The sequence below is a fragment of the Rhodococcus sp. IEGM 1307 genome, assembly GCF_030056915.1.
Lineage (GTDB): Bacteria > Actinomycetota > Actinomycetes > Mycobacteriales > Mycobacteriaceae > Rhodococcus_F > Rhodococcus_F opacus_D.
This window is the reverse complement of sequence record NZ_JASHKW010000001.1, coordinates 279,596-294,257: the sequence shown is the minus strand read 5'-3', so window position 1 is coordinate 294,257 and position 14,662 is coordinate 279,596. Positions and strand designations below refer to the sequence as shown.

The 14,662-nt window shown below is 66.8% G+C and carries 17 protein-coding genes; 10 read left to right on the top strand and 7 right to left on the bottom strand.

Annotated features, from left to right (window positions below; translation table 11 throughout):
* The first annotated feature begins 121 nt into the window (after nt 1-121).
* The gene (locus QM841_RS01375; RefSeq protein WP_280778734.1) at nt 122-769 is read left to right on the top strand and encodes a HemK2/MTQ2 family protein methyltransferase; all 648 of its coding nucleotides are present in this window, start codon (nt 122-124) and stop codon (nt 767-769) included.
* A gap of 57 nt (nt 770-826) precedes the next feature.
* The gene (locus QM841_RS01370) at nt 827-1,120 is read left to right on the top strand and encodes a WhiB family transcriptional regulator (RefSeq protein ID WP_105412928.1); all 294 of its coding nucleotides are present in this window, start codon (nt 827-829) and stop codon (nt 1,118-1,120) included.
* Between the two features lie 44 nt (nt 1,121-1,164).
* Here the strand turns inward: QM841_RS01370 and purQ are convergent, their stop codons facing one another.
* Nucleotides 1,165-1,842 carry a phosphoribosylformylglycinamidine synthase subunit PurQ gene (purQ, locus tag QM841_RS01365; protein ID WP_009477892.1) on the bottom strand — a complete coding sequence of 226 codons (678 nt, stop codon included), beginning with the start codon at nt 1,840-1,842 and terminating at the stop codon, nt 1,165-1,167.
* Complete coding sequence (gene purS, locus QM841_RS01360; RefSeq protein ID WP_005244409.1) at nt 1,839-2,078, bottom strand: phosphoribosylformylglycinamidine synthase subunit PurS; 240 nt, start codon at nt 2,076-2,078, stop codon at nt 1,839-1,841. Before purS ends, purQ begins: the two co-directional genes overlap by 4 nt.
* A gap of 131 nt (nt 2,079-2,209) precedes the next feature.
* On the opposite strand from purS, the gene QM841_RS01355 reads away from it, so the two are divergent.
* Nucleotides 2,210-2,857 (top strand): MBL fold metallo-hydrolase, encoded by a 648-nt coding sequence (locus tag QM841_RS01355; RefSeq protein ID WP_283330652.1) that lies wholly within the window; start codon nt 2,210-2,212, stop codon nt 2,855-2,857.
* 50 nt (nt 2,858-2,907) lie between these two features.
* Here QM841_RS01355 and QM841_RS01350 read toward each other — a convergent pair whose 3' ends face one another.
* The 3 genes from QM841_RS01350 to QM841_RS01340 all read right to left on the bottom strand — a co-directional run bounded on the left by QM841_RS01350 (nt 2,908) and on the right by QM841_RS01340 (nt 5,673).
* Nucleotides 2,908-3,612 (bottom strand): DUF2334 domain-containing protein, encoded by a 705-nt coding sequence (locus tag QM841_RS01350; protein WP_280778738.1) that lies wholly within the window; start codon nt 3,610-3,612, stop codon nt 2,908-2,910.
* A 98-nt stretch (nt 3,613-3,710) separates the two neighbouring features.
* Nucleotides 3,711-4,205, bottom strand: a complete 495-nt coding sequence (locus QM841_RS01345; RefSeq protein ID WP_219456744.1) for a glutathione peroxidase — start codon at nt 4,203-4,205, stop codon at nt 3,711-3,713.
* 82 nt (nt 4,206-4,287) lie between these two features.
* Nucleotides 4,288-5,673 (bottom strand): C4-dicarboxylate transporter DctA, encoded by a 1,386-nt coding sequence (locus QM841_RS01340; RefSeq protein WP_005244413.1) that lies wholly within the window; start codon nt 5,671-5,673, stop codon nt 4,288-4,290.
* A gap of 160 nt (nt 5,674-5,833) precedes the next feature.
* Between QM841_RS01340 and QM841_RS01335 the strand changes: the two genes are divergently transcribed.
* From QM841_RS01335 to QM841_RS01320, 4 genes are all read left to right on the top strand, one after another.
* On the top strand, nt 5,834-7,399 hold the full coding sequence (locus QM841_RS01335; RefSeq protein WP_283330651.1) for a sensor histidine kinase: 1,566 nt from the start codon (nt 5,834-5,836) through the stop codon (nt 7,397-7,399).
* Entirely contained in the window at nt 7,396-8,085 is a 690-nt protein-coding gene (locus QM841_RS01330) for a response regulator (protein WP_283330650.1), read from the top strand. The genes QM841_RS01335 and QM841_RS01330 overlap by 4 nt, the downstream gene beginning before the upstream one ends.
* An 84-nt stretch (nt 8,086-8,169) precedes the next feature.
* Entirely contained in the window at nt 8,170-8,721 is a 552-nt protein-coding gene (locus QM841_RS01325) for an LppP/LprE family lipoprotein (protein WP_283330649.1), read from the top strand.
* 163 nt (nt 8,722-8,884) lie between these two features.
* Nucleotides 8,885-9,064, top strand: coding sequence for a hypothetical protein (locus QM841_RS01320; protein WP_164058811.1), 180 nt, complete (start codon nt 8,885-8,887; stop codon nt 9,062-9,064).
* 70 nt (nt 9,065-9,134) lie between these two features.
* On the opposite strand, the gene QM841_RS01315 is transcribed toward QM841_RS01320, so the two are convergent.
* Nucleotides 9,135-9,722, bottom strand: coding sequence for a TetR/AcrR family transcriptional regulator (locus QM841_RS01315; RefSeq protein ID WP_283330648.1), 588 nt, complete (start codon nt 9,720-9,722; stop codon nt 9,135-9,137).
* Between the two features lie 214 nt (nt 9,723-9,936).
* A complete protein-coding gene (locus QM841_RS01310; protein ID WP_283330647.1) occupies nt 9,937-11,025 on the bottom strand; it encodes an LLM class flavin-dependent oxidoreductase in 1,089 nt (362 codons plus the stop codon).
* Between the two features lie 228 nt (nt 11,026-11,253).
* On the opposite strand from QM841_RS01310, the gene QM841_RS01305 reads away from it, so the two are divergent.
* Genes QM841_RS01305 through QM841_RS01295 form a run of 3 tightly spaced genes read left to right on the top strand, consistent with a single transcriptional unit; the run spans nt 11,254 to nt 14,642 of the window.
* Nucleotides 11,254-11,682: a VOC family protein gene (locus QM841_RS01305; RefSeq protein WP_283330646.1), complete on the top strand. Its 429-nt coding sequence runs from the start codon at nt 11,254-11,256 to the stop codon at nt 11,680-11,682.
* Nucleotides 11,683-11,715: 33 nt separating this feature from the next.
* The gene (locus QM841_RS01300) at nt 11,716-13,260 is read left to right on the top strand and encodes a long-chain-fatty-acid--CoA ligase (protein ID WP_283330645.1); all 1,545 of its coding nucleotides are present in this window, start codon (nt 11,716-11,718) and stop codon (nt 13,258-13,260) included.
* A 32-nt stretch (nt 13,261-13,292) separates the two neighbouring features.
* Nucleotides 13,293-14,642, top strand: a complete 1,350-nt coding sequence (locus QM841_RS01295; RefSeq protein ID WP_283330644.1) for an MFS transporter — start codon at nt 13,293-13,295, stop codon at nt 14,640-14,642.
* Nucleotides 14,643-14,662: the final 20 nt, after the last annotated feature.

Here is a 14,662-nt window from a genome sequence, read left to right as displayed (position 1 = left end):
GTGATTGACCCTGCGTCGACCGGGGTAACTGTGAGGTAATCAGACGCACGGCGTCCACGGTGAGCCCGCAGGGGAATGCCGTGGACGCACCACGATGCGACCGGCGACCGAGGAGTCTTCGATGCTGCTACGTCTTCCCGGAGTCTATCGCCCGCAACACGATACGCAGTTGCTGGCCGACGTCCTGGCGGCGGAGCCACTCGGCCCCCATTCCCGGGTGCTCGACCTCTGTGCGGGGACCGGCGCGCTGAGCGTGCGCGCCGCCGCCGCGGGTGCGGGCCGGGTGACCGCGGTGGACGTGTCGAGGCGAGCGGCGATCAGCATCAGACTCAATGCCCTTGTCGGAGGGCACCGGATCCGGGTGATCCACGGCGATCTCATCGAGCAGGTTCGCGGGGAACGGTTCGACGTCGTCGTGTCCAACCCGCCATACGTGCCGGCACTGGTCGACTCGGTCCCCGACCGCGGTCCGGCGCGGGCCTGGGACGCGGGCAAGAACGGTCGCGCACTGCTCGATCGGATCTGCTGCCAGGCCCCCGACGTTCTCGTCGCCGGTGGCGTCCTCCTGCTGGCGCAGTCCAGCCTGAGCGGAGTCGAGAAAACTCTGACGATGCTCGAGGAACAGAACATGCGGGTCGACATCGCCGCGACCGCCGAGATCCCCTTCGGACCGGTCCTCGTCGAACGCAGAGGCATGCTCGAGCGGAGAGGGCTCATCGAGGTCGGCCAGACCCGTGAAGAGATCGTGGTGATCCGCGCCGTCAAGTAGATATCGATATTGTGCCACAACGCTTTTCAGTGCCGACGACACTCCGAGGGAGCCGACATGCCGTCATCCACTCGCCTTCCCAGCCCCAACACCGAGGCCTGGGACTGGCAGATCCACGCCCTGTGCCGCGGCGTCGAATCGTCCGTGTTCTTTCATCCCGACGGCGAGCGGGGTAACGCCCGCAGCAACCGTGAACGTCGCGCGAAAGCGATCTGCCGTCGCTGCCCCGTTCTCGTCGAATGCCGCGACCACGCCCTGAGCGTGACCGAACCGTTCGGAATCTGGGGCGGGCTCACCGCGTCCGAACGCCGCGGGATCACCCAGCACGGCGAGGGAACCGTCGCCGTCTGATCCGGCACCGTGCAGGCCTGCGGCCACACACGGTGCCGGTCGGCTCAGGCGGAGATGACGCTGTCGAGGACGGAGTAAAACATGCCGAGCCCGTCGTCGCTGGGGCCGGTGAGGGCCTCGGTGGCGTGCTCGGGGTGCGGCATGAGGCCCACGACGCGGCCGTTGGCCGAGGAGATGCCTGCGATACCGCGCTGCGAACCGTTCGGGTTGTCGCCGACGTAGCGGAACACGACGCGGCCCTCGCCCTCGAGTTCGTCGAGGACGTTCTCCGACGCCTGGTAGCGGCCCTCGCCGGACTTGAGCGGGACCAGGATCTCGGCACCCGACTCGTAGCGGGACGTCCACGCCGTCGACGTGGCCTCGACCTTCAGCCACTCGTCGCGGCAGATGAAGTGCAGGCCCTCGTTGCGGGTGAGCGCGCCGGGCAGGAGGCCCGCTTCGCACAGAACCTGGAAGCCGTTGCAGATACCGAGGACGGGCATGCCGCCCTGCGCGGCCTGCACGACCTTGCCCATGACGGGCGCGAACCGTGCGATGGCGCCGCACCGCAGGTAGTCGCCGTAGGAGAAGCCACCGGGGACGATGACGGCGTCGACACCCTTGAGGTCGGCGTCGCCGTGCCACAGGCTCACGGCCTCGCCGCCGGCGAGGGTCACCGCGCGGGCGGCGTCGACGTCGTCGAGGGTGCCGGGGAAAGTGATGACTCCGACGCGGGCGCTCATGCTTCGACGCGCCTCACGGTCCAGTCCTCGATCACCGTGTTGGCCAGCAGGGCCTCGGCGATCTTCTCGAGCTGAGCGTCGTCGACACTGCCGTCGACCTCGAGCTCGAACCGCTTGCCCTGACGGACATCGGAAACTCCAGCGAAGCCGAGCCGCGGCAGCGCTCCGACAATGGCCTGCCCCTGGGGGTCGAGAATCTCGGCCTTGGGCATGACTTCGACGACGACACGGGCCACGTGCTGCTCCTTGTAGTAGTGCGCGAGCCCAGAGTGGAACACCGGGCACCCGGAAGTTTACCGGGCTACCTGCCTGCGGTTCGCATCGGACGAGCGGGACGAGCCATGCATGCAGGCGCATACTCGAATTCATGCGACTGACTCACTTCGGCCACAGCTGCGTCCTCGTCGAGTTGAACGGTTCCACCATCCTCTTCGATCCGGGCAACTTCTCCCACGGATTCGAGGGCATCACCGGACTGGACGCGATCCTGGTCACCCACCAGCACCCCGACCACGTCGACCAGCAACGACTGCCCGCCCTCGTCGAGGCGAACCCCGGCGCGGCGCTGTACTCGGACCCGCAGACCGCGGCCCAGCTCGGCGGCGCGTGGACGGGGGTGCACGCCGGCGACGAGTTCGACATCGGCGACGTGCACGTCACCGGCACCGGTGGGAGGCACGCGGTGATCCACCCCGACATCCCGGTGATCGACAACACGGCGTTCCTGCTCGGCGACGCCGGCAACCCCGCCCGGCTGATGCACCCGGGCGACTCACTGTTCGTTCCGGAGCAGAAGGTCGACGTGCTGGCGCTGCCCGCCGCGGCGCCGTGGCTGAAGATCTCCGAGGCCATCGACTACCTGCGCGCCGTCGCACCGCGGGTCGCGGTGCCCATCCACCAGGCGATCATCGCGAACGAGGCCACCGGCATCTTCTACGGCCGCTACTCGGACATGGCGCCCGAGGGCACCGAGTTCCGCACGATGCCGAGCGAGTCGAGCATCGAGGTGGCCTGACGGCCCCGTGAGTACTTGTTAACCGCCCGCGGTTAACAAGTACTCACGGGTCAGGCGGCACCGATCTGCGGGATCCGCGGCTCCCAGCGGTACACCTGCGGCCGGGCGTCGTGGTAGAGCGCGAGGTCGACGGCGTCGAGCATCGCCTGCCGAGGTCCCGACGTGCCCAACTGCTTCGCGGTGACGGCGAGGCGCACCACGCCCCCACGCCTGGCGGTCCGTCCGGAGCCGAGGACGAGCGCCCGGCACCACCACGGTTCGGCGCGGAATCCCTCACCGATCCCCAGCACCCGCGACCGCACCGACGTCTCGCGTTCGAGGTCGTGGATGGCGGTCATCGTGGCCAGCAGCCGGAACCCGGCGGACGGCAGTGCCGCGACGGCGCCCTGCGACGCCAGCCAGCGGGGCGGAGCGAACAGTCTGGTGCGCAGTCCGGTCTGTTCCATCACCCGGTCCGCCGCCAGCAGTCGCAGCCGCGCCTCGTGTTCGGGAAGCGAGGCGAACTCGGCCCGGCGACGTTTGGTCGCGGCCTGGTCGTATCCGTGGAGGACGACGGCGTCGCCGCGGGATCGGCGCGCGCGGACCCAGTCCTGCGTCACAGGGTCGTTGACCAGTCGATACTTGTCTTTCAGGCGCGGGGCGACGAGCAGCGACAGCGGCACGCCGCGCGCATCCATCTCCTCGGCGAACGCGGCCGCGAAGTCGCGCGTCTCGTCCTTGATTCCTGACACCGACACGATCAGCTGTCCGGTCATGGTCCTCAGCGTGACAGGTGAACGTGAACAGCGAGCAAAGCTCGTGCGCCTTTCCGGTAGTGGGAGCTACCGAAAAGGCGCACGAGCGGCGAAGCCGCCTATTTGGGCAGGACCGCCTCGATGGCCTCGACGACCTCGGGGGCGTCGGGCTCGGTGCGGGGACGGAACCGCTTCACCACGGTGCCGTCGGGTGCGACGAGGAACTTCTCGAAGTTCCACTGGATGTCGCCCGCGGCGCCCTCGGCGTCGGCGGCCTTGGTCAGTTCCTCGTAGAGCGGGTGCCGGTTCTCGCCGTTCACCTCGATCTTCTCCAACAGGGGGAACGTGACGCCGTAGGTGGTGGAGCAGAAGGTCTCGATCTCTTCGGCGGTGCCGGGCTCTTGGCCCATGAACTGGTTGCACGGGACGCCGATCACGGTCAGTCCGCGGTCGGCGTAGTCGGTGGCGAGCTTCTCGAGGCCCTTGTACTGCGGGGTCAGTCCACACTTCGAGGCGACGTTCACCACGAGGACGGCGCGACCGTCGTATTCGCCGAGCGAGGTCGGGGTGCCGCCGAGTGTGTTGATGCCGATGTTCTGAACAGGTGTCGTCATGCGCACCAACGTAGCCAACAAACCTCTGTGCGCCCAGGCTTCGAATCGCCCGGGCGCACAGAGGTTTACTTCGGAGTGGGTGTCAGCTCTTCACGAGGACCCGCGGCTCGTCGGCGGCAGGGGTCTCGGTGGCCTGCTCTTCGACGACCTCGCCGTGGCCGTCGTCGACCATCGTCGACTCGTCGAACGGGAGCTTGCCGTCGAGGACGGTGCGGACGCGCTCGTTGTCGATCGTGTTGGTCCAGGAACCGACGAGCAGGGTGGCGACGGCGTTGCCGGAGAAGTTCGTGACCGCGCGGGCCTCGGACATGAACCGGTCGATACCGACGATGAGGCCGACGCCGTCGAGCAGTTCGGGACGGTGGCTCTGCAGGCCGCCCGCGAGGGTGGCGAGCCCGGCGCCGCTGACTCCGGCAGCACCCTTGGACGCGATGATCATGAACACCAGCAGCGACAACTGCTCGGGGAAGGACAGCGGCTGGCCCATTGCGTCGGCGATGAAGATCGACGCCATGGTCAGGTAGATCGCCGTGCCGTCGAGGTTGAACGAGTAGCCGGTGGGGACGACGACACCGACGGTGGTGCGCTCGACGCCGACGTGCTCCATCTTCGCGATCAGACGGGGCAGGGCCGACTCGGACGAGGACGTGGCGAAGATCAGCAGGTACTCGCGGGCCAGGTACCGGACCAGCTTGAAGATGGAGACGCCTGCGACCACGCGGAGCACGGATCCGAGGACACCGAACACGAAGATCAGGCAGGTCAGGTAGAAGCCGAGCATGAGCGTGGCGAGCTGGACGACGGCGCCGAGACCGGTCTGGCCGACGACGTTCGCGATGGCACCGAAGGCACCGATCGGTGCGAGCCACAGGATCATCGACAGAATCTTGAAGACGAGCTTCTGCACGGAGCCGACAGCGCGCAGGATCGGCTCACCCTGCTTGCCCAGGGCCTGCAGTCCGAAGCCGACGAGCAGCGCGACGAACAGGGTCTGCAGCACGCTTCCCTCGGTCAGCGCCGACATCAGCGACGTGGGGATGATCGACTGGAGGAAGTCCATGGTGCCGCCGGCGCCGTGGGCCTTCTCGGCGAGCGCCGCTCCGGTTCCCGCGGTGTCGGCGCTGATGTTCAGGCCGGAGCCCGGGTTGAGCAGGTTGCCCACCAGCAGGCCGATGCCGAGCGCGACCGTCGACATGCCGATGAAGTAGGTGAGCGCGAGTCCGCCGACCTTGCCGACCTTGGCGGCGGCCTTCACCGATCCGATGCCGAGGACGATCGTGCAGAAGATGACCGGGCTGATCATCATCTTGATGAGGTCGACGAACATCGTGCCGAGCACGCCGAGCGATTTGCCGACTCCCGGAGCCAGCCATCCGACGAGGACGCCCGCGACGACGGCGACGATGACCCCCATGTACAACCAGTGTGTCCGGTCGCGCTTCTTGGTCTTCCCTGTCGCAGTACTCATGGGGTTGTCCTCCAATTCGAGTGGCAAGCTGATCGGTGAGGCCGGTTAGTGACCGCGATCACGTCTTGGAAGAATCTTCTAAGCGATCGCTTGGCTGGAGAAGTTTGTGTTCATTACGTTCAGGAGAAATGCATTGCCGCACCATCCGCCGAGACGGCCCATGAGCGTCGCGAGGCAGCTCTTCCTCCTGCAGCTCGTCGTGTTGGTGCTGGTCATCGGCGCCGGGACCGCGCTGGCCATCGTCGATCAGCGTCGCGACAGCGACGAGACCACCCGACGTGCCGTCACGGCCATCGCGACCACGCTCGCGATGTCGGACGGCACCGTCGAGGCTTTGCGGTCCCCCGACCCAACGGCGGTTCTCCAGCCTCAGACCGAGCGGATCCGTGCCGCGACCGGCACCGATTTCATCGTCGTGATGACGCCCGCCGGCATCCGCTTCACCCACACCAATCCGGAGCTGATCGGCGGGGTGTTCTCCGGCAACATCGAGCGCGCGCTCCGCGGGGAGACGTTCACGGAGACGTATGCCGGCTCGCTGGGACCGTCGATCCGGGCCGTGGCCCCGGTGTACGACGGCGACCGGATCGCGGGTCTCGTGTCCGTCGGCGTCACGCGTGAGAAGATCGGCGACCAGTTCGCCGCAAGTTTGCCGACCATCTTCGCGGTCGCCGCGATCGGTCTGGCGGTGTCGGCGGCCGGCTCGTTCCTGCTGAGCAGGCGCCTGCGCCGTCAGACACTGGGGATGGCGCCGGACGAGCTGCGGCAGATGTACGAGCATCACGACGCCGTCCTGCACTCGATCGGCGAGGGCCTGGTGGTGCTCGGCCGCGACAGCGGTGACACCGCGAAGGCCGAGGTGGTGAACGACGAAGCGCGCCGCCTCCTCGATCTCCCGGAGGGCCCCGTCCCGGTGGCCGCGCTGCCGGAGTCGTTGCGGCAGTCGCAGGACGACGATTCCCGGGACGAGGTACACGTGACCCCCGACCGCGTGCTGCTAGTCAGCCGGGAGCCCGTGACGTGGGAGGGACAGCGTCTCGGGACGGTGCTGACCCTTCGCGATCGCACCGAATTGCAAAGCGTCATGGGCGAACTCGACTCCGTGCGCGGATTCGCGGAATCGCTGCGGTCGCAGGCGCACGAATCGGCGAACCGTCTGCACACGATCATCACGATGGTCGAACTGGGCCGCTACGACGACGCGATCGCGTTCGCCACCGAGGATCTACGGTTGTCGCAGGAATTGATCGACCGCCTGATGACGGCGGTGCACGAACCCGCGCTGGCCGCACTGCTGCTCGGCAAGGTGGGTGTGGCCGCCGAACGGGGAGTCGACCTGACCGTCACCGAAGACACCGCTCTCGGACCCGTCGCGCCGCTCAGTGCGCGTGAACTCGTCACGCTGGTGGGTAATCTCGTGGACAATGCGATCGACGCCGCCCGCGGTGCGACGGAGTCCCCCGGAGAGGATGCGTGGGTGGAAGTGACCGTCCGTCAGGAGGATTCGATGATGGTGGTACGGGTGGCCGACAGCGGCCCGGGTATTCCCGCCGACGAACTCGACAAGGCGGTCACGCGCGGCTACTCCACCAAGTCAGGTCAGCGCGGGCTCGGGCTGGCGTTGGTGGCCCAGGTCGTGGCGCGGCACGGCGGGGCGATCCACACGGAGCCGTCGCTCGGATCGATGATCGTCGTCGAGATCCCGATCGAGGGTGACGCCTCGTGATCCGTGTGATGATCGTCGAGGACGAACCACTCATCGCCGAGGCGCATCGGGCGTATGTGGAACGCATTCCGGGTTTTTCGGTCCACACGGTCGTTCACGACGGTAACAGCGCGATGCGCGCGGTCGCCGCCGCGAACGGCAGCGACGACCCCATCGACCTCGTCCTCCTCGACATCGGCCTGCCGGATGCCAGCGGACTCGACGTGGCGGCGGCACTGAGTGGCGTGCGACCGAGCCCCGACGTGATCGCGGTGACCTCGGCCCGCGACCTCGAGATGGTCCGCACCGCCGTTGCGCGCGGAATCGCGTTGTATCTCCTGAAGCCGTTCACATTCGCGGCGTTCCGCGACAAACTCGAGCGGTACCGGGAATTCCGCGACGCCCTGCCCGCCGGAAGCAACGCGTTGAGTCAGCACGACATCGATCGGGCGATGTCGGCGCTGCGCACCTCCGACGAGCGCGCGGCGTCCCCGAAAGGCGTTGCACCACAGACACTCGACCACGTCTCCGCCTGCGTCCGTGACGCTGCGGGACCGCTGACGGCGGCCGAGGTGGCGGCCAGCATCGGGGTCTCGCGGGTCACGGCCTGGCGGTATCTCGAACGCCTCGCCGACGACGGGGTGCTCGCCCGGCACACCGAGTACGGCCGGGCGGGGCGCCCGCAGATTCGGTACGCGCTGCGCTGACCCCCCCGTAGCGAACCGGCCACGCCACGCGAGACAGTGAGTGAGGCGAAGTAATTCCTGTCGGGGACGATGCAGGGAGAGCACATGAAGACTCACGTGGCAGCATTTCTGACCGTCGCGGCCGCGACCGCGCTCACCGGGTGCACCGGAAGCGACAACGCGGCAGAATCCGCCGCCTCCCCGGTCCCACAGGCCGCTTCTGCCGCAGAAGTACGCAGCGGACCGTGCCTCGACCTCGATTCCACACTGGTCACCGACGCGTTCGCGACGCTCGGCAACGCACCAGGTGGCGATCCGTGGGTACCCGGAGCCGCGTCCGAGGCCGCCGGCGAGGACTGCCCCGCGCTGCTGTGGGCCACGGCGGAGACGCCCATGGGGACGGTGAGTTCGCCGAACCAGGTGCTGTTCTTCCACGACGGCGCATATCTGGGCACCGCAACAGCCGAATCGTATGCCTACACCGACGTGGTCGGATCCACCGACGACTCCGTCTCGGTGCAGTACAGGTGGCTCGGCGAGCAGGACGCCAACTGCTGCCCGTCGGGCGGACCTACGGTCGTCACCTACTCCTGGGACGGATCCCGGGTGGTCATGGAGCAGCCGTTACCGCAGGAGATGCTCGACTCCTACAACTGACATCCGACTACCACTGCGGTGCAACGGCATTGACCTGACGGCGCAAGTCCCACCCATGCCGAGTCGAGAAAACCTCAGCTAGAGGTTGTGGCCTGCATCACATCGGTGGACGATTGTAGAGGAGTCACCTCCGGCTCGTAGTAACTCAGTCAAGGACCTTCACATGTCTAGCAGAATTGCCACCACACTCGCCGCGATTGCAATGACCCTGTCACTCGGCGCTCTCGCCGCCCCCGCAGCTGTCGCCGCACCGCTCGCTCCCGCACCGACCCCGGCAGCCGGTTCGATCTCGGTCTGCCTCAACCTGCCACTGGGGTCGGCCAGCATCAGCTTCTGCATCTGACCCACGCACGGGTATCGCGGTTCCTACCCGCAGCGTCGGGACACCCGCATTCAACGCCTCCAGCCTCAGCTCACGGAGCGACCGCGGAGGTGACGATATCGGCTACGAATTCGGCGGCCCGGTCGTCGAGTCCCTTGTGTTCGATGATGCTGCGGTAATAGAAGGATCCGTTGATCATCGCGGTGAGCAGTTCGATGTCGACGTCCGGACGGACGTCGCCACGAGCGATTCCCCGCTGGATGATGATGCGCATCCCGGCGGGAAATCTGTCCAGGAACGGCTGCACGTCTCGCTGGAAGTCGTCGTCCTCGGCGCTTGCCGCGACCGAGCCGGCCATGATGCGCCGGACGCCCTTCGTCCGGTACATCGCCGCTCGATCCCGCAGGAACGCGATGACCTCGTCGCGGAACGAACCCAGGTCGGGGACCTCTCCCGGCGGGACGAGGCGTTCGATGGCTGCCACGAGAACCGCTTGCCTACCGGACCAGCGGCGATAGATGGTGGGTTTGCTGACGCCTGCTCGGGCCGCGATCGCGTCGATGCTGACCGCGCTGTAGCCGCGTTCCATCCACAGTTCCAACGTCGCATCGAGAATCGCCGACGTGGTGTCGCTGTTGCGCGGCCTGCCGGCCCGGGTGGCGCTGCCCGAATCAGCCATCTCACCACCTTTTCGGCATGGACCCATTACTCGTCCGTACTCTAACAGGCGCCTTACCTCGTGCCGTGAGACGAATTGTTCCGCAGGCACAGTCGGCCAGGGAAGATTCGACGACGCCCGTTCGAGATACGCCTCGGTAACGAAACACTTCACCGATGCTGCCGAGGGATCCCAGGCCTGCAACCCCTCCGCCGCAATCGGACATTCCGCCCGGTCAGCCCGCGGACAGTACCGCTGCGCGCTCACGCATGAGTGGCATGACGTCCCGGCCGAACCTGGTCGCCTCGTCGTCGTGCGGGTAGCCGGAGAGGCAGAAGTGTGTGCAGCCGACGTCGACGAACTCCGACAAGGTGTCGGCGACCTGCTGCGGGTTTCCGACCACTGCGACGCCCGCCCCGGGCCGAACCTTGGTGATGCCGCTCCACAGGTGGTCACCGAGCCGGTAGTCGTCAGCTTGCATGAGTTCCTGCATGCGTGCCTGGGCATTCGAATCCGACCAGGCACCGCCCCATCCCTGGTCCTCGGTGCCGGAGATCAGCGCGTCGGCCGCGCTCCACGCCTCGGCCTCGGTGTCGCGGACGATGACCTGCAGGCGCATTCCGAAACGGAGTTCGCCTTCGCGTCCGTACAGTGCGGCTCGTTCCCTCGCCTCGGCGATCTTCTGCGCGATCATCTCGGGCCGATCGCCCCAGAAGAGATACACATCAGCATGTTTCGCACACACGTCGACGGCCGCTTCGGACAGCCCACCGAGAAAGAATTCCGGATGGGGTCTCTGGAGCGGGCGCGGCTTGACGACGGCACCCTCTACCGCGAAGTGTTCACCGCGGTATGTGACCGGCTCGTCCTCGGTCCACACCCGCTTCATGATCTCGACGGTCTCGTCCATCAGCCGGTACCGCTCGTCGTGCCCGTGAAAGAGTCCGTCGGCGGCCGCCTCCGTCGGCGATCCGCCGGCGATGAGATTGATCGCGACGCGTCCGCCGGAGAGCTGGTCGAAGGTACTGATCATCTTGGCGGCGACGGTCGGCGCGATCACTCCCGGCCGAGCCGCCACGAGCAGGGTGAGGCGTTCGGTGCGGGCGGCGACCATGGCGCAGGCGATCCACGCCTCGTAGCACTCGGTCTGGACCGGCACCAGTGCATATTCGAACCCCGCCGCTTCCGCGGACTTGGCGACTCGCTCGAAGAGTTCCAGGCTCGGTGCAGTGCGTGCATTCGGATCGCCGAATGCGGTGGTGTCCCCCATGGTCGGGATGAACCAGCCGAAATGGAGTTCCGGTTCGTGGGTCGGTGTCGACATTCTGTCCCCTTCGTTAGCGGTCGTGGGCCGTTGGTCTGCGGCCGTGCACCGCAGAGTTCACGATTAATTTCGATACGAAACCGTATCGTAATACGATCTCGCACTCAATGGCAATTATTGCGATCATCGCGAAGTCAGTCATCAAAAACGAGTCGTTGACCAAATCAATACGAAACCGTATCGTATCGACATGTTGATGAGAGACAGGTCACACAGAGGAGTGCTTCCATGGTTCAGATTCCCGCCGTCCACCACATCGCGCTGACGGTCAGCGACCTCGACGCGAGCGTCGAGTGGTACGAGCAGGTGTTCGGCATCCAGCAGGTTCTCGACGTGCCGCACGACGGCGGAACCGCCACAGTACTGGCAGACAGCGATTTCCGGCTCGTCATCGGGTTGCATCGCCACGACCACAACCCGGGCGCACAGTTCGCGGAGACGCGCAGCGGACTCGACCATGTGAGCTTCCGGGTGGACGGTCAAGACGAACTGACCGCGTGGGGCGACCGACTCACCGAACTCGGTGTGCGGCAGACGGATGCGGCCGATCAGCCGCTCACTCAAGCTCCGATCGCGCACACTGCGTACGGCTCGGTGCTGGTCTTCCGCGACCCCGACAACATCCAACTCGAACTGATCGCACCACCCGCCGCATGACGTCGCGCCACGACACTTCGACGGAGGAATAACATGCTCAACCTCGCTGTTCTGCTGGAGGATTCCGCTCGCGAACACCCCGCGCGTGACGCGGTTGTGTGCGGGGGCATCCGGCTGACGTACAGAGATCTCGACGCCGCGGCGAATCGCGTCGCGAACCTGCTGACCGGCCTCGGCATCGGCCCCGGCGACAAGATCGTCCTCGCCTGCCCGAACGTGCCCAGCTTTCCGGCCGTGTACTACGGCGCCCTCAAAGCCGGCGCGGTTGTGGTACCGATCAACATTCTCCTCAAGTCCGAGGAGATCGCCTACCACCTGGTGGATTCGGAAGCCAAGGCGTTCTTCTGCTTCGAGGGGTCCGAAGAACTGCCGATCGGCGAACACGGTCTCCAGGCGTTCGTGGACGTCGACGAGTGTGCGCACTTCTTCTCTGCAGCCGCAGACCCGATGGCAGCACACTCGGTACTCCCCGGGGTGACATCGCTGGGCGAGGCGCTGCGGGCACAACCGCCGACTTTCGACACCGAGGCAACACGGCCCGGGGATACCGCAGTCATCCTCTACACCAGTGGCACGACCGGCAAACCCAAGGGCGCCGAACTGACCCACGCCAACCTGGTGCTCAACGCCCGCCTGTTCGACGTGATGTACGCCGACCATCCCCACGACGTGCACCTGGTGACGCTGCCGCTGTTCCACACGTTCGCGCAGACCATTCAGATGAATGCCGGCTTCTACAAGCGCGCAACCCTGGTACTCCAGCCGCGGTTCACCGCCGCCGACACGTTGCGACTGATGCAGGCCGAAGACGTCACCTTCTTCGCCGGGGTCCCCACCATGTACTGGGACCTCCTCGGCGCCGACGATTCCGGCGTCGACCTCGACCGGATCCGCAGCACTCTGCGCTACGCGGTCGCCGGAGGTGCTCCGCTGCCGATGGAGGTGCTGACGGGTTTCGAGGCTAAGTACGGTGTGCCCGTCCTCGAGGGGTACGGGTTGTCCGAGACCAGTCCGGTCGTCGCGTTCAACCGCCACGACCGTCCGTCCCGTCCCGGCTCCGTCGGACTCCCGGTCTGGGGTGTGGAGGTACGGATCGTCGACGAGGAGCGGAACGACGTCGGCCCCGGCGATCCGGGTGAATTGCTCGTGCGCGGCCACGGTGTCATGAAGGGCTACTACCGGCGACCCGACGAGACGGCGAGCGCACTTCGCGACGGCTGGCTCCACACCGGCGACATCGCGCGACGCGACGCCGACGGCTACCTCTACATCGTGGACCGCAAGAAGGACCTGATCATCCGTGGCGGCTACAACGTCTATCCCCGTGAGGTCGAGGAGGTGGTCATGGGCCACCCCGACGTCAGTCTCGCAGCGGTCGTCGGCGTACCGCATCCGCGGCACGGGGAGGAAGTCAAGGTCTTCGTCATCCGTGAACCCGGCTCGACACTCGGTGAGCTCGAACTGGTCACCTGGTGCCGAACCCGGCTGGGCAGCCACAAGTATCCACGTCACGTCGAGTTCCGCGACGACCTCCCGCGGAATGCGACCGGCAAGATCCTCAAGCGCGCTCTCACCTGAGTCCGACATGACAATGCGAAGGGAGCACCTCGATGTCCACCGCAGCGCGCAACTCTGACGTCGGCGCCGTCCGACACGCGGCATCGGCACCACCCACACGATCCACCCACTCCACGATCCGCGGCTGGGCCGTCGCCGTGGTGCTGAGCGTCATGATGGCGATCAACTTCGCCGACAAGAGCGTCCTCGGCCTGGCGGCCGAGCCCCTGATGAAGGATCTCGGGCTCACACCGAGCCAGTTCGGCCTCGCAGGCAGTGTCTTCTTCCTCCTCTTCGGCGTCGCGGGAGTCGCCGTCGGCTTTCTCGGCAACCGGTTCACCAGCACGCGGTTGCTTCTGCTGCTCGCGCTGGCGTGGTCGGTGTCGATGCTGCCGCTGCTGCTCGTCCCGTCGCTGGCCGGTCTGCTGATCAACCGTCTCCTGCTCGGCGCCGCCGAAGGACCGACCGCACCGCTGGCCGGGCACGCCGTGCAGAAATGGTTTACCGAATCCCGGCGATCGGTGCCGACGTCATTGGTATTTCTCGGCTCCGGGCTCGGTGTCGCTCTCGCGGCTCCGCTCCTGACCTACCTGATCACCAACTTCGGTTGGCAGTCCGCGATCTGGTGCCTGGCCGGTGTCAGTCTCCTGTGGGCCGCCGGATGGAAGCTGATCGGCCGGGAAGGGCCCCTGGAAACCTACGACTCCGCGGCCGACCTCCCGGAGCGCACGTCCGCAACCGAAGTGCGAGTCCCATATCGCCGGCTCTTCGCAGCATCGTCGTGGTGGGCGCCGATCCTCGCACTCGCCCCGGGGTACTGCGCCTTCGCGCTTTTCAGCGTGTGGGGACCGAGCTATCTCGTGAACGGGCTCGGCTTCTCGTCCGGCACAATGGGCTGGCTGATCGCCGTCTACGGGCTCGTCGCGGCGTTCGGACACGTGTTCTTCAGCTGGCTCAGCGGGGTTCTCGTCCGGCGCGGGGTCGCCACCCGCTGGGCGCGTGGCGTCTACACCGGAGCTGTGGTGTGCCTGAGTGGTTCGCTGCTTGTGGTGGCCATGAGCATCGGCACCGGATCGGCGGCCGCGTGGTTGATGCTCGTCGGCTTCGGGCTCGCCAACACCGTGTACACGATCGGCTACCTCCTCGTCGCCGAGGCTTGCCCGGTCGGTCAGCGCAGCGCCATGCTCGCCAGCTTCAACTCGGTGGTCACCGCCGGCGCCGTGATCGCGCCCTTCCTCGCGGGGCTGCTCGTCGACGCCGCCGCAACCCCGACCGACGGCTACCGGACCGCCTTCCTGTGGTCCGGGATTCTCCTGATCGTAGGTGGCCTCGGCGCCGCCGTCTTCACCAGGCCAGACCGGGACACCCGGCGACTCGGCCTGCGCGGCAACGACATCGACTGACCAACTGCCCGAACAACTTC

What these genes read in the sequence shown, in the direction of transcription:
- QM841_RS01350 (WP_280778738.1), bottom strand. Translation starts at nt 3,612, where the DNA reads ATGACCGGACAGCTGATCGTGTCGGTGTCAGGAATCAAGGACGAGACG.
- QM841_RS01315 (WP_283330648.1), bottom strand. Translation starts at nt 9,722, where the DNA reads ATGGCTGATTCGGGCAGCGCCACCCGGGCCGGCAGGCCGCGCAACAGC.
- QM841_RS01300 (WP_283330645.1), top strand. Translation starts at nt 11,716, where the DNA reads ATGCTCAACCTCGCTGTTCTGCTGGAGGATTCCGCTCGCGAACACCCC.
- QM841_RS01355 (WP_283330652.1), top strand. Translation starts at nt 2,210, where the DNA reads ATGCGACTGACTCACTTCGGCCACAGCTGCGTCCTCGTCGAGTTGAAC.
- QM841_RS01295 (WP_283330644.1), top strand. Translation starts at nt 13,293, where the DNA reads ATGTCCACCGCAGCGCGCAACTCTGACGTCGGCGCCGTCCGACACGCG.
- purQ (WP_009477892.1), bottom strand. Translation starts at nt 1,842, where the DNA reads ATGAGCGCCCGCGTCGGAGTCATCACTTTCCCCGGCACCCTCGACGAC.
- QM841_RS01345 (WP_219456744.1), bottom strand. Translation starts at nt 4,205, where the DNA reads ATGACGACACCTGTTCAGAACATCGGCATCAACACACTCGGCGGCACC.
- QM841_RS01305 (WP_283330646.1), top strand. Translation starts at nt 11,254, where the DNA reads ATGGTTCAGATTCCCGCCGTCCACCACATCGCGCTGACGGTCAGCGAC.
- QM841_RS01340 (WP_005244413.1), bottom strand. Translation starts at nt 5,673, where the DNA reads ATGAGTACTGCGACAGGGAAGACCAAGAAGCGCGACCGGACACACTGG.
- QM841_RS01325 (WP_283330649.1), top strand. Translation starts at nt 8,170, where the DNA reads ATGAAGACTCACGTGGCAGCATTTCTGACCGTCGCGGCCGCGACCGCG.
- QM841_RS01370 (WP_105412928.1), top strand. Translation starts at nt 827, where the DNA reads ATGCCGTCATCCACTCGCCTTCCCAGCCCCAACACCGAGGCCTGGGAC.
- QM841_RS01320 (WP_164058811.1), top strand. Translation starts at nt 8,885, where the DNA reads ATGTCTAGCAGAATTGCCACCACACTCGCCGCGATTGCAATGACCCTG.
- QM841_RS01335 (WP_283330651.1), top strand. Translation starts at nt 5,834, where the DNA reads ATGAGCGTCGCGAGGCAGCTCTTCCTCCTGCAGCTCGTCGTGTTGGTG.
- QM841_RS01375 (WP_280778734.1), top strand. Translation starts at nt 122, where the DNA reads ATGCTGCTACGTCTTCCCGGAGTCTATCGCCCGCAACACGATACGCAG.
- QM841_RS01310 (WP_283330647.1), bottom strand. Translation starts at nt 11,025, where the DNA reads ATGTCGACACCGACCCACGAACCGGAACTCCATTTCGGCTGGTTCATC.